We start from the raw sequence: 12963 nt of genomic DNA, 5'->3' as shown, positions 1-12963 counted from the left end.
AAAATCAGTAACTCAGGAAACTTTATGGGGGTCAAAATCTTCTGGGATCGGTTTAATGTATTGCATGGCGATTCGGTTTTCGGGTTTGCGGTCGACTAGATAAAGAACCAGTAAAAAGAGCCATTCCAAAGGTTTCATCAGGTAATAGATCATGTCCATAGCCCATTTTTTCTTGATATGTTTGGCAAAGGGATAGCCATAGCGGTCATAATTGCGACGCAAGAAGCGATGGAAACGTGGCGTCTTTTCTTCTAACACCTGTTCAAAGGCATTGGCAATACAGAGCTGACGATTGACAACAACCGGATGTCCGTGGCGGACGCCCATCCGCTGGGGCTTGACAACATTTTCATGGCCACCAGCCGCAACCGTACAGAGATAGTGCTCATCAATGATAAGATTCTGAGGAGGGATCTTCTGTGAGAAGGCCCAGTCAGCTGTATTGGTCCATGCCTTGATCATGGAATCCGGCTGCTGCCCAAAGAGCATGAGAACAAGGACAACAAGAGCAAGGGTTGGAAGGGCAACCAGAACCGCCAGCCATGGCCAGTTACGTGACTGGTTTAAGAGCCGATGGAAAAACTGAAGTAGACGATTCTCATAGCTTATCTCTGTTCGATCTTCCTGCCACTCCTTAATGCGAACCCATAAGAGATGGATGGAATAGATCAGTAAGAAAAAGGTGTGAAAACTTGCTACCTGCAGTTGATTATCAAAAACTAAGAGGAGAACCACTCCTCCTAGAATGCCACTAATACAGAAGACATTTGCTAACGGCGAAAGTGAATTCGCATCCCGGTAGGAATAGATAATCAAGGCTAGTAAAGTAAGAGCTGCCAGTGTAAAGAAGGTCGGATAGGCGCCAGACCAGATCAAGGCATGTTTCTGAGAATTGATCAAGGGCTCATTCCATTCGTAAAAGGTCATCTCCTTGACGATGTAAATGAAAATCGCTTCGAGAAAGCAACCAAAGAGACCAAACCAAAGAACAATGGTAGGCTGTTGCTTTTTCTTTTTGCTAGGCTTAGGACTAGGTGATTCTTGCCTTTCTTTCATAAGGAATGCGTCATCTTCTCTTGTTCCTTCTCCTTCCTTTGGCCCTCCATCTTCAAACAAAACCGGATCTTTAAGGGATTCTTCCTTTGCTTCTTTGAACTGGAGGCTAGACCAGCGACCGATCCCATAGATAATGACAAAAATATTGGGAACAAAGAGTGCCAGAGTCAAACCGTAAGGAAAGATCTCCATCGTGAAGGCAATGATCTCCCAAACACTAAATTGGACGAATGGATCCTTAATTGCATAAATCGACTCACTAACCACAAAATAAATGTAAAAGGCTAATAGAATCAGTGCATTTGTCACAAAATTGATCTGCAACAGACCGGCTGTGAAATGGGTTTCCAATTCCTTATCCTTTTTCTTATACCAGGACACTAGTTTTTTCATATGATCTCCTCAATCAATTTTTTACCATTCTATCAATCGGATCTCCCTTTCAGCAAGGCAAAACTGTATTTTTCCATCAAAATCAGTCCCCAGATGGAGATTTTGTTTCCAATTTTCTATTTTTTAAATATTTGATCCAGCCTACTTCCTATTACCTACTTCAGCCTGCGTTATTCTCTGATACAGTCCTTGAAAGACCACATTTTACGGGAAAAACGCGCTCTTTTATGTTAAAATAAGAGCATGAGAATACAACAATTACAATACATTATCAAAATCGTCGAAACCGGCTCTATGAATGAGGCCGCAAAACAACTCTTCATCACGCAACCTAGCCTATCCAATGCCGTTAAGGACTTGGAAAATGAGATGGGGATTGAAATCTTTATCCGGAATCCTAAAGGGATCACTTTGACTCGCGATGGGATGGAGTTTCTTTCTTATGCCCGCCAGGTGGTGGAGCAGATCGACCTCTTGTCCGAGCGCTATAAAAATCCTGTGGGCTCTCGTGAGCTTTTCAGTGTCTCTTCACAGCACTACGCCTTCGTGGTTGAGGCCTTCGTTTCTCTCCTCAAGAAAAGCGATATGGAAAAATACGAGCTTTTCTTACGGGAGACGCGGACTTGGGAGATCATCGATGACGTCAAGAATTTCCGAAGCGAGGTTGGCGTGCTCTTTTTGAATAGCTACAACCGCGATGTCCTCTCTAAGATGCTGGATGATAATCACCTGATTGCCACCCACCTCTTTACAGCGCAACCTCATATCTTTGTCAGCAAGACCAATCCTCTTGCCAAGAAAGAGATCGTCCACTTATCTGATCTGGAAGATTTCCCATACCTTAGCTATGACCAAGGGACCCACAATTCCTTCTACTTCTCAGAAGAGATCCTCTCTCAAGAGCATCATAAGAAATCCATCGTCGTCAGTGACCGGGCGACCCTCTTTAATCTCTTGATTGGTCTGGATGGCTACACCATTGCGACCGGGATCCTCAACAGCAATCTCAACGGGAATAACATCGTCTCCATTCCCCTTGATATCGAAGACCCGATCGAGCTGGTCTACATCAAACATGAAAAAACAGCCCTCTCAAAAATGGGAGAAAAATTCATCGAGTACTTGCTTGAGGAAGTGAAGTTTGATAAGTAAAAAAATATCTGAGTGATCCATGTTCACTCAGATATTTTTTATTGTCTTAATTGTGAAAATACTTGGCCAATCTTTCCTTCGATAACCAGGTCTGCTTGTCTGTCTTGTGGGATACCGGTTTTATTGATGACAACCAGCTTCTTCCCTTGGAAATACTGGATCAAGCTAGCTGCTGGGTAGACCACGAGAGAGGTTCCACCGATAATCAGGAGATCAGCCTCTTGGATGGCTTGGGCAGCTTGACTAAAGACCTCCATATCGAGAGGTTCCTCATAAAGAGTTACATCAGGCTTAACCACCTTGCCACAGTCCAGACAGTGTGGAACCGGGCCTTCCAAAGCTAGAAAGGCCTCCAAATCATAAAATCGCTGGCAACCCGTACAGTAATTGCGGTCGGCACTGCCATGGAGCTTCAAAACTTTTTTGGAACCAGCCATTTCATGAAGACTATCAATATTTTGTGTCACCACCGCCTTGAGTTTACCGGTCTCTTCAAGCCACGCGAGATAGCGATGGGCAGCATTGGGCTTGGCATCTGGATAGAGCAAGTATTTCTTATAGAAGTCGAAAAATTCCTCTGGATAACGCGCAAACATGGTATGGGAGACCAATTGCTCGGCTGTCAAATGCCGTCCTACCTGAACGCTATAGACACCGTCTGAGCTTCGAAAATCAGGAATATTTGACTCCGTGGAAACTCCTGCCCCACCGAAAAAAACGATCCGTTGACTCTGATCAATCATCTCCTGTAGTTGAGCAATCTTATCCATCTACTTCTCCTTTAGTAGCTCTTCCATCACAGCATTGGCCTGATCAAAATAAAAGTTAGCTTGATCATAATGGATGCCTGTGTAGCTTGCAAGGTCAACCAAATTCTTCATAAAATCCTGAGAAGAGAAACCTGTCGTCCGATGGAGCTCTTCTTCATCAAAGGGCTTGATCAAGTGGGCCAAGGGGTTGCGAACTGATTTTTCTAACTCCCGCAATTGTTGGGCCGCAACTTTGACGCTATCTGGCAAGTCCAACTGCACAATCAACTCCGTCAAACTGGACGAATTGACCACACTTTCGCTGTGGAATTGCTGCAGGATAGGGTTGGCGGACGCATGAAGGCTCTCAAACTTCCAACGGTCATAACTCGATTCTTTGGAGTTATGAATATAGTTTGTTATGTCAGGAATTTTCAACTGAATCAATCGCATAAAGATCCGATAGATGGCTGGGCTAACGGCACGAACAAAGTCAATAATCTGCTCATTTCGCAACTTCGCCTCTAAGTCATAAAGGTAGTTGGCCAACTGCTCATCTTCTGGATCCTCATGCCAAAAAAGCTGAAAACCAGTCGCTTCTAGCAACTCGGTTCTCAACTTTTGATTCATGACGGGTTGGATATTAAGCTCTCGACGCTCCGCCATTAACTGCAGTAAGCTCACCAACAAATCCGGTACTTCTTCCTGCTGCTTGATAGAGCGCAGAGCCCGGCTGTAGTGATAATTTTGGAGATCGTAGAGCCATTCATCATGAAAGAATTTTGTCATTAGTCTGCAATCAAGGTCTCAAGACCAACTTTCATCATGTCTGTGAAAGTATTTTGACGTTCTTCAGCGGTTGTGTCCTCATCAGGATTGACCAAACTGTCTGAAATAGTCATGATAGCAAGGGCATCAACATGGTGTTGAGCAGCAAGATAGTAAAGAGCTGCTGCTTCCATTTCTACAGCTTTCACACCCCACTTACCAAGTTCGATGTTCTTTTCACCATAGTTTGAATAGAAGACATCTGATGACAAGACATTGCCGACATGAGTCGTCATGCCAAGGTCTTTAGCAATGTGGTAAGCCTTGTCTAAAAGATCAAAGCTAGCGATTTGTGGGAAATCGTATTGTGGCCAGTCGTTACGGATGATGTTTGAGTTGGTTGCGGCAGCTTGCGCCAAGACCAATTCACGGACGTGGACATCGCCATTCAAAGAACCAGCTGTACCCACACGGATCAATTTCTTCACACCGTAGTCCACGATCAACTCACGCGCATAGATAGAGATGGATGGCATCCCCATTCCAGTACCCATGACAGATACACGGTGACCCTTGTAGGTACCTGTGTAACCAAACATGTTACGGACTTCGTTGAAGCAAACAGCGTCTTCAAGGAAATTCTCAGCAATAAATTTCGCACGAAGAGGATCCCCAGGAAGAAGAATTTTATCAGCAATTTCACCTTGCTTAGCAGCAATATGGATAGACATAGTTTATGATACAAAGAGCGACCAGAAAGCGACTGAAAATTAGGAATCTGACGAGAAATCCTGATTTCTCAGTCAGATTATCTATTTTCCGAGCTTTCCGCTCGTGTTCAAATCAGAACACATGCTCTACCTTTCTTTTTTATTTTTTAGAATAGGCGTTAAAGAGTCAAAGTAAAAATAGGAAATCCGACAAAGATACATCGCATCTAGGAGGATTTATCTTTTTTACACAGCCTCTAGCCCGGGTTCAATTTCAAACCCGAACTGCCCTTCCTTTCATTTTTTATTTTGTTAATGAATCCAAAAACGAAAAGAGTTTGGCATTCATTTCTCGATAATCGTAAGCACGAATGGCTTCAGGTTTTTGAACAAAGGTCAGGTTTTGACTTTGTTCTTCCAAAACACTTTCACCGTCAGCAGCAATCAAGAGATCAACTGCTTCTGGATCAAATTCCAAGTGAGCTTGGAAGGCATAGTGTTTCGGACTGAAGCGAATCATCTGACGTGGACACCCTTGACTGATCGCAAGAACAACAGCATCTTCTGTCAATCCTGGCATATCACCATGCCAGTGACCAGTTTCAAGAGTTTCTCCAAACTCACCGACATGCGGATCTGTGAGTCCTTCAGGCGTCAAAGTCACAGGATAAACCCCAATCTCACGTTCTGGACTGTGCTCATACTTCGCTCCATAGGCGACAGACAGTAGCTGGGCACCAAGACAGACCCCAACAATATAACGATCAGCCTTGATGGCTTTTTGAATCAGCTCAATCTCTGCCTGAGGATCGTAGTATGGAAAAGCTTCCCGATTTTCATCCGGTGATTGAGGTCCCCCCATGACGATCAAAAAGTCGATCTCATCCACTGTCTCTGGTAGCGTTTCATTCTCATAGACTTTGGTCGTGGTCACCTGATGGCCACGCTCCTGCGCCCATTTTAGATAAGCGCCCGGCACTTCAAAGGTTTCATGCAGTACAAAATGTACCTTCATCATTTCTTCTCCCATTTCTTTTGAATCACGTAAGACAAACCAGCCGCAAGTGCAAGCGGGATTGTCAAACTCCAAGTTTGGCCTGTAAATCCAAGGCTCAGGGCAATAGCTGTCAAAGGAGCTTGTAGGGTCGTTCCTAAAAAGACGGTCGCACCAAGTAGCATCCCGAGAGCAGGATCTAAATGAATGCCAACGACTGTCATCAATAAAGTCACTAAGTAGCCAGAGCCAATCCCAAGGGCAAATGATGGTGTCAAGGTTCCCCCATAAGCACCATTGCGCAAGAGGAGATAAACCAGAAGCCCCTTCACTACAAGAGTCAGTGGAAGATAAGGAATCGACTGGCTAGACAAGAGGGCTTGCGCTAGTACCTGGCCATTTCCCATAAAGATAGGGAAAAAGGCTACTAGGCTCCCCAGCACTAGAAAGGCTAGAGGAAGAGCCCAAAGAATCGTCCTATCCTTCCGCCGTTTTTGACTAGCCCGCTTGGCGAGGAAAGCAAAGACCAGAGCCAAGGGAGTGACCAAGAAAGCAATCACAATAGCCTGTAAGAAGCCGCTAGCCGACCATGAGACTGCGGACAGGTGATAAACAGCCTCCTGACCAACGATGGACTGAGCGACCCAGGTTGCCAGATAAGTACTGGTCAAAACCAGTAGAAAGTTCTGCCAACTGAAGGCGAGCCCTAAGGTCTCAAAGACGAACAAGCTACTGGCAAAGGGAACCTGATAGACGGCAGCCAAACCAGCTCCAGCACCACAGGCGATCAAGACTTTTCGCTCTTTGAGGGCTAGTGAGAATCCCTTCGCCAAGCGACCAGCTAGAAGAGCCCCGACCTCACGTGGGGCTCCTTCTTTTCCGACCGATGCGCCTGCTCCAACAATTGCCACCTGCATCCCTGAATGAAGGAGGTGTGCGAAGAGCGCTGGTTCCCTGTCTCCAGCTAAGTCAATTTGCTGGCGAATAGACAGGATCTGATAACGCCTTTGCAGGACATACCAGAAGCCAGCTGCCAAGCACCCAGTCACACACAAAACCAGAAATCTACGTAACCCTCCAGCTTCTTGGAATTGCTGGAGCAAATTGGAACTAGCTTGGCCAAAAGCCAGCTCTTGCACCCCTTCTAGTAGATAATGGCAGGCAATTCCGACCAGACCTGTCCCGATCCCTAATGATAAGGTGGCTAGAAGCAACCTCAGTCCGTAGGGCAGCCTTTGGAGTCGTACTTTCATTGGATTAGAGTTCAGCAAGAATCGCTTTCAGCAATCCTTTGAAGTCGCCTTTGATGCGCTCTGTCACTTCTACTACTTCTTCGTGGTTGAGCTCTTCTTGGAAACCAGCCGCAAAGTTGGTAATACATGAAATACCAAGAACCTTCAAGCCAGAATGCGCTGCAATGATGACTTCAGGAACGGTTGACATTCCGACAGCATCTGCGCCAAGTGTCTTATACGCACGGATTTCAGCTGGAGTTTCATAAGTTGGACCAGTCACACCGATATAAACCCCATCATCCAATTTGATACCCAATTTGTCTGCTACTTGATGAGCTGTCTCACGGTATTCAGGTGTGTAAGCTTTAGACATATCTGGGAAACGTGGACCAAAGTCATCCAAGTTTTCACCGATCAATGGGTTTTGACCTGTCATATTGATGTGGTCAGTGATAGCCATCAAAGTACCAGGACCAAAGCCAATACCACCGGCAGCGTTGGTGACAAGAACCCCTTCACAACCCAATACTTTCATGACACGAACTGGGAAAGTCACCACTTCTAGTGGGTTTCCTTCGTAGAAGTGGAAACGACCTTGAAGGGCCAAGACTTTACGTCCAGCAAGATCACCGTAGACCAATTTACCAGCATGGCCGACAACCGTTGAACGACCCCAGTTTGGAATGTCAGAGTAGTCTACTACGACGGCATTTTCGATTTCTTCAGCCAGTTCTCCAAGACCTGATCCAAGGATCAAGCCAAACTCAGGTGCTTCCATTCCTTTGCCTTTCAAAAAAGCAGCTGTTTCATTGATTTTTGCTAATAATGTCATTGCATATCTCCTTTATGATTTCCTTAAAAATTGGCCAATTTTGTCAAATGTATTGGCATTGCGAATGGTCAACAGGCGGTAATCCGGCATCTTGAGGACTTGTCTGTGGTAAGCGGTCTTTGTGTAGGTCTCTTCTGAGTATTTGCCCCAGTAAATCCCTAGATTCCCACGATGGATGATTTCATCACCGAGCGAAAAAGAGGAGACCAGCTCCCAGATAGCATCCTGATTGAGGCCTTCTGTGTAAAAGAGAACATCCTTGCGGGCCAGATCCTCCTGCCACCAGGCTGGTAAAGCAGCGAGATCTTGCGCATAGTCCTCAGCTGAAAAGAGAGAAAAAGACTGGATAAAGGGATAGTGATCACAAAAGAAATGTCCCAGCAAATCCACCAATTCTGCTTTAGAACCAGCAGATTCAAAGAAGATATTGCCACTATTGATGTAGGTCTCTACCCCATCCAGCTCGATCGTTTGGAGCTCCTCTCGAAGCTCTGCCATCACGACCTTGTTTTTCCCGCCAACATTGATCCCTCTTACGAGGAGAGCGAAGCGTGTCATCTTAGTTCAATTTGTCTAAGAAGCTTTCACCGATCATGGCTTTTTCAACACCAAAGTTCTCTGCAATTGTCGCAGAGATATCAGAGAAATGTCCAACTGGAATCACACCATTGCCCTTGAAGGATGGGCTATAAGCCAAGAATGGAATGTATTCACGCGTATGGTCTGTACCAGCGTAAGTTGGGTCATTTCCGTGGTCTGCCGTGATCATCAAGAGGTCATCTTCACGCATCGCAGCGATGATTTCTGGCAAGCGTTCGTCAAACTCATGCAAGCAATCGCGATAACCATGAGCATTGCGACGGTGACCGTAAAGAGCATCAAAGTCTACCAAGTTGGTAAATGAGAAGCCTTCTTGGAACTCAGGAAGTCCCATGGTCTTAATCAAGGTATCCATACCGTGGCTATTTGATTTGTTGTGGCCCATATCGTGGTTGATACCAGCACCGTTGAAGATATCGTTGATCTTACCAACTGCATAGGTATCAATACCTGCTTCGTTCAACTTGTCCAAAACAGTTGGCGCAAATGGTGAAACAGCCAAGTCACGACGGTTAGCTGTCCGTGTGAAGTTACCTGGTTCCCCAACATAAGGGCGGGCAATGATACGTCCTAGAAGAGCTGGACGTTCCAAAGTGATGGAACGAGCGTATTCACAGATACGGTATAGTTCATCCAAAGGAATGATGTCTTCGTGAGCTGCGATTTGAAGGACAGGGTCTGCTGATGTATAAATGATCAACTCACCCGTCTCCATTTGACGTGGTCCAAAGTCATCGATGACCGCTGTACCAGAATATGGTTTGTTAGCTTCGCGGATGACCTTACGTCCTGAGAATTCTTCAATTTTAGTCAAAATTTCTTCAGGGAAACCATTCCAGAAAGTATCAAAAGGTTCTGTAATATTAAGACCCATGATTTCCCAGTGACCTGTCATGGTGTCTTTCCCAAGAGAGACTTCTTGCAATTTTGTCGCATAACCAGTTGGGTTACTTTCAGCTGGCACAGTCTTCAATGGTACTTCACGAGGAATATTTCCAAGACCGATTTTGGCCATGTTTGGTACATTCAAACCGACGGTTTTAGAGATGTGGCCCAATGTATCAGATGCTCCATCTGGAACTCCTGCATTGACAAAGTTATTGGCATCTGGTGCAGCACCGATCCCAACTGAATCCAGCACAACTAAGTGCATGCGTTTAAATTTTGACATATACTGCCTCTTTCCTTTATTAAACTAGCTATATTATACCATATCCCTATAAGAAGAGAGCCGTTGATAGATCCGGCCCCTCTTTAGAGAAACCTATTTTTCAATGATGACAGGGCCATCTGGTGTCCCTACAATCACTTTTGAAATCATGTTCAAGAATAAACCGTGCTCGACAACCCCGACGGTGTGATCCAGTTCATTGGCTAGAGCTTCTGCATCCTCGATCACATTGAGATCCAAGTCAATGATGAAGTTGCCTTGGTCAGTGACGAATCGTTGATCATCCGCGAGACGGAAAGCAGGATGGTAACCTTTTTGCTCAAAGTGACGGAAGAGATTTTCAGCCCCGTATTGCACTACTTCCACTGGAAGTTTGAAAGCCCCAAGAGTTGCGACTTGTTTGGATTCATCCACGATCCAAATGCAATCTTTTGAATTGGTTGCGACGATCTTTTCCATGAGGAGAGCACCACCGCCACCTTTGATCCCGTTCAATTGAGGATCCACTTCATCTGCGCCATCCACTGTTACATCGACCACTTCAACATCGTCGATAGCCTTGAGCGGAATGCCTAAACTTTCAGCCTGATCATAGGTCACACTCGACGTTGTGACAGCTGTGATCTCCAAGCCTTCTTCTTTGATGCGACGACCCAATTCAGCCACAAAATAATAAGCAGTTGACCCTGTACCGAGACCGACAATCATGCCGTCTTTGACAAACTCAGCCGCTTTAATTCCTACCTGTTCTTTTAGGTTTACCATCATAGACCTCCTTTTATATTCTCTTACAGTATAGCATATTCTGAAAGAGATTTCACTAATTATTTGAAAACCTTTCCAGTTTTAGTTCTAAAAGCAAAACCTTGCCCGTCCTCTGACTTTACGATAGAATAGAGATGAATCTACAGGAAAAGAGAAATGACATGATTACTAAAGAATTTGATACCATTGCTGCCATCTCGACCCCTCTCGGTGAGGGGGCGATCGGGATCGTCCGCTTGAGCGGGACAGACAGCTTTGCTATTGCGCAAAAAATCTTTAAGGGAAAAGATTTAAGCAAGGTCGCAAGTCACACCCTCAACTACGGCCATATCGTGGATCCAGATAAGGATGAGATCTTGGATGAAGTCATGGTTGGAGCTATGCGCTCACCAAAGACCTTCACCCGCGAGGACATCATCGAGATCAATACCCACGGCGGGATTGCCGTAACCAATGAAATCCTGCAATTGGTCATTCGTGAAGGAGCTCGTCTTGCAGAACCTGGTGAATTTACCAAGCGGGCCTTTCTGAACGGTCGGGTCGATTTAACCCAGGCCGAAGCCGTCATGGACATTATCCGCGCTAAGACCGACAAGGCTATGAACATCGCCGTGAAGCAACTAGATGGTTCCCTGTCTGATCTGATCAACAACACGCGCCAAGAGATCCTCAATACCCTGGCCCAGGTCGAAGTCAATATCGACTATCCTGAGTACGATGATGTCGAAGAAGCAACCACTGAGATCATCCGCGAAAAGACCAGTGAATTTGAAGCCCTCTTGACCAACCTCCTCAAGACTGCCCGTCGCGGTAAGATCTTGCGTGAAGGGATTTCTACTGCTATCATCGGTCGTCCAAACGTCGGCAAGTCTAGCCTCCTCAATAATCTTCTTCGCGAAGAAAAAGCCATCGTGACCGATATCGAAGGAACCACCCGGGACGTTATCGAGGAATACGTCAACATCAACGGCGTTCCCCTCAAACTAGTCGATACGGCCGGGATCCGGGAAACCGAGGACATCGTGGAGCAAATCGGTGTCGAGCGGTCGAAAAAAGCCCTCAAGGAAGCTGATCTGGTCCTCCTCGTTCTCAATGCCAGCGAGCCCTTGACTGATCAAGATCGCCAACTCCTTGAGATCTCACAAGATAGCAACCGCATCATCCTCCTCAACAAGGTCGACCTCCCAGAGAAGATCGAAATCGACCAACTGCCGGAAGATTACATCAAGATCTCCGTTCTGAAAAACCAAAACATCGATCAAATCGAAGACCGGATCAACGCCCTCTTCTTCGAAAATGCTGGGCTGGTTGAGCAAGATGCGACGTATCTTTCTAATGCCCGTCACATCTCCCTCATCGAAAAAGCTGTTGAAAGCCTCCAAGCGGTCAACGAAGGCTTGGCTCTCGGTATGCCAGTCGACCTGCTCCAAGTCGATCTCACCCGAACTTGGGAAATCCTAGGAGAAATCACAGGGGATGCTGCTCCAGATGAGCTCATTACCCAACTCTTCAGCCAGTTCTGTCTTGGAAAATAACAAAAATGCGTATGTGTGCAAACATACGCATTATTTTTTTATTTTCCTTGTTCTAATCGCTCGACGGTTTGATAAGCTTGGTAGATCAGGAAGAGCCCAGTAGCATTCAAGACTGGAATCGCAATCGGCAACTCGGTCACGATTTGTGAGAAGGGTGAATTTCCAACAAAATGGAGTCCGAACCCAGCTACTATGTATCCCCAGCCTACTAGACGTAAATCCTTGCGTCCTCTGCTTGCTTGGACAATTAGGAAGAGCCCCAGCATAACAAGTCCTGTGTAGACCCAGTGAGACATAGGCGCATTAGCCACACGACCGAGAATTCCTGACACCGTGTAAGAGAAACCTTCCGGTAGGTCCTGACGGATATAGGCAAAGTCCTCCACGATCTGGAAACCAAGACCAGAGGCAATAGCCAAGAGGAAGATTGACTTGATGCGACGGACGCTGAACAAATAGAGGACAAAGAAGATAGGAATCAACTTAAAGGGTTCCTCAAAGAGTGGCGCAGCGATGGCACTCTCGTACTGGTTCCAAAAGTCGCTATTTGGAGCGATCGCTTGAATCATGTCATGGAAATAGGTATTGGCAAAGCTAGACAACCAACCGGCAACAAAGCCCCCTCCTAATAAAGAAAAGAGAACCGGTACCCAAGACAACTTCCACTTCTTCGCAAAATGAAAGAGAGCCCAAACAGCAGGAAGTGCATAAACCAAAAGGATCAGGGTAGAAAGTCCCACAATCCCGTACTGACTACCAGACATCCAGCCTTCTGTCAGTGACTGGGTCTCATAGGCTAGGCCGATCGCTAGCAAGAGTAAATAGAGAAACAAAATCGATTTGCGTTTCATAAAAGACCTTTCTAAAGTGAAATGAAAAAGGCTGGAAGCCCAGTCTTTTCCGAGTACTATCATTGTAACAGGATCAGCTTAAAAAAACAATAAATGTGGATTCGTGAGAAAAATGTAAAACGTAGATGGCGACAGATGGTTAACTAAATTTA

The 12963-nt window shown here is 45.7% G+C and carries 13 protein-coding genes; 2 read left to right on the top strand and 11 right to left on the bottom strand.

Annotated elements, in window-relative coordinates; translation table 11 throughout:
• Window positions 1-12 precede the first annotated feature (12 nt).
• Window positions 13-1449 carry a DUF6688 domain-containing protein gene (locus TZ97_RS03315; RefSeq protein ID WP_045759372.1) on the bottom strand — a complete coding sequence of 479 codons (1437 nt, stop codon included), beginning with the start codon at window positions 1447-1449 and terminating at the stop codon, window positions 13-15.
• A 243-nt stretch (window positions 1450-1692) separates the two neighbouring features.
• Between TZ97_RS03315 and TZ97_RS03310 the strand changes: the two genes are divergently transcribed.
• On the top strand, window positions 1693-2601 hold the full coding sequence (locus TZ97_RS03310; RefSeq protein WP_003003594.1) for a LysR family transcriptional regulator: 909 nt from the start codon (window positions 1693-1695) through the stop codon (window positions 2599-2601).
• Window positions 2602-2639: 38 nt separating this feature from the next.
• On the opposite strand, the gene TZ97_RS03305 is transcribed toward TZ97_RS03310, so the two are convergent.
• From TZ97_RS03305 to rpiA, 9 genes are all read right to left on the bottom strand, one after another.
• Window positions 2640-3371 (bottom strand): NAD-dependent protein deacylase, encoded by a 732-nt coding sequence (locus TZ97_RS03305; protein WP_045759371.1) that lies wholly within the window; start codon window positions 3369-3371, stop codon window positions 2640-2642.
• Window positions 3372-4139, bottom strand: coding sequence for a hypothetical protein (locus TZ97_RS03300; RefSeq protein WP_045759370.1), 768 nt, complete (start codon window positions 4137-4139; stop codon window positions 3372-3374).
• A complete protein-coding gene (deoD, locus tag TZ97_RS03295; RefSeq protein WP_040803271.1) occupies window positions 4139-4849 on the bottom strand; it encodes a purine-nucleoside phosphorylase in 711 nt (236 codons plus the stop codon). Before deoD ends, TZ97_RS03300 begins: the two co-directional genes overlap by 1 nt.
• Before the next feature lie 283 nt (window positions 4850-5132).
• A complete protein-coding gene (locus TZ97_RS03290; RefSeq protein WP_045760183.1) occupies window positions 5133-5846 on the bottom strand; it encodes a type 1 glutamine amidotransferase in 714 nt (237 codons plus the stop codon).
• Entirely contained in the window at window positions 5843-7075 is a 1233-nt protein-coding gene (locus tag TZ97_RS03285; protein WP_200893071.1) for a chloride channel protein, read from the bottom strand. Before TZ97_RS03285 ends, TZ97_RS03290 begins: the two co-directional genes overlap by 4 nt.
• Before the next feature lie 4 nt (window positions 7076-7079).
• Entirely contained in the window at window positions 7080-7889 is an 810-nt protein-coding gene (locus TZ97_RS03280) for a purine-nucleoside phosphorylase (protein WP_045759369.1), read from the bottom strand.
• 12 nt (window positions 7890-7901) lie between these two features.
• A complete protein-coding gene (locus TZ97_RS03275; RefSeq protein ID WP_024056193.1) occupies window positions 7902-8447 on the bottom strand; it encodes a DUF1697 domain-containing protein in 546 nt (181 codons plus the stop codon).
• 1 nt (window position 8448) lies between these two features.
• Entirely contained in the window at window positions 8449-9660 is a 1212-nt protein-coding gene (locus tag TZ97_RS03270; RefSeq protein ID WP_003003757.1) for a phosphopentomutase, read from the bottom strand.
• 93 nt (window positions 9661-9753) lie between these two features.
• Window positions 9754-10425, bottom strand: a complete 672-nt coding sequence (gene rpiA, locus TZ97_RS03265; RefSeq protein ID WP_045759368.1) for a ribose-5-phosphate isomerase RpiA — start codon at window positions 10423-10425, stop codon at window positions 9754-9756.
• 161 nt (window positions 10426-10586) lie between these two features.
• Between rpiA and mnmE the strand changes: the two genes are divergently transcribed.
• Window positions 10587-11960, top strand: a complete 1374-nt coding sequence (mnmE, locus tag TZ97_RS03260) for a tRNA uridine-5-carboxymethylaminomethyl(34) synthesis GTPase MnmE (protein WP_045759367.1) — start codon at window positions 10587-10589, stop codon at window positions 11958-11960.
• 38 nt (window positions 11961-11998) lie between these two features.
• Here the strand turns inward: mnmE and TZ97_RS03255 are convergent, their stop codons facing one another.
• Window positions 11999-12811 carry a PrsW family glutamic-type intramembrane protease gene (locus TZ97_RS03255; protein ID WP_045759366.1) on the bottom strand — a complete coding sequence of 271 codons (813 nt, stop codon included), beginning with the start codon at window positions 12809-12811 and terminating at the stop codon, window positions 11999-12001.
• Between the last annotated feature and the right edge of the window lie 152 nt (window positions 12812-12963).

It is taken from the genome of Streptococcus parasanguinis (assembly GCF_000963275.1).
Lineage (GTDB): Bacteria > Bacillota > Bacilli > Lactobacillales > Streptococcaceae > Streptococcus > Streptococcus parasanguinis_B.
Note: the sequence above shows the minus strand (reverse complement) of the source record. Positions and strands in the feature narration are given on the sequence as shown.

Coding starts and splice junctions, on each gene's coding strand:
- TZ97_RS03315 (WP_045759372.1), bottom strand. CDS start 1,449: ATGAAAAAACTAGTGTCCTGGTATAAGAAAAAGGATAAGGAATTGGAA.
- TZ97_RS03310 (WP_003003594.1), top strand. CDS start 1,693: ATGAGAATACAACAATTACAATACATTATCAAAATCGTCGAAACCGGC.
- TZ97_RS03305 (WP_045759371.1), bottom strand. CDS start 3,371: ATGGATAAGATTGCTCAACTACAGGAGATGATTGATCAGAGTCAACGG.
- TZ97_RS03300 (WP_045759370.1), bottom strand. CDS start 4,139: ATGACAAAATTCTTTCATGATGAATGGCTCTACGATCTCCAAAATTAT.
- deoD (WP_040803271.1), bottom strand. CDS start 4,849: ATGTCTATCCATATTGCTGCTAAGCAAGGTGAAATTGCTGATAAAATT.
- TZ97_RS03290 (WP_045760183.1), bottom strand. CDS start 5,846: ATGATGAAGGTACATTTTGTACTGCATGAAACCTTTGAAGTGCCGGGC.
- TZ97_RS03285 (WP_200893071.1), bottom strand. CDS start 7,075: ATGAAAGTACGACTCCAAAGGCTGCCCTACGGACTGAGGTTGCTTCTA.
- TZ97_RS03280 (WP_045759369.1), bottom strand. CDS start 7,889: ATGACATTATTAGCAAAAATCAATGAAACAGCTGCTTTTTTGAAAGGC.
- TZ97_RS03275 (WP_024056193.1), bottom strand. CDS start 8,447: ATGACACGCTTCGCTCTCCTCGTAAGAGGGATCAATGTTGGCGGGAAA.
- TZ97_RS03270 (WP_003003757.1), bottom strand. CDS start 9,660: ATGTCAAAATTTAAACGCATGCACTTAGTTGTGCTGGATTCAGTTGGG.
- rpiA (WP_045759368.1), bottom strand. CDS start 10,425: ATGGTAAACCTAAAAGAACAGGTAGGAATTAAAGCGGCTGAGTTTGTC.
- mnmE (WP_045759367.1), top strand. CDS start 10,587: ATGATTACTAAAGAATTTGATACCATTGCTGCCATCTCGACCCCTCTC.
- TZ97_RS03255 (WP_045759366.1), bottom strand. CDS start 12,811: ATGAAACGCAAATCGATTTTGTTTCTCTATTTACTCTTGCTAGCGATC.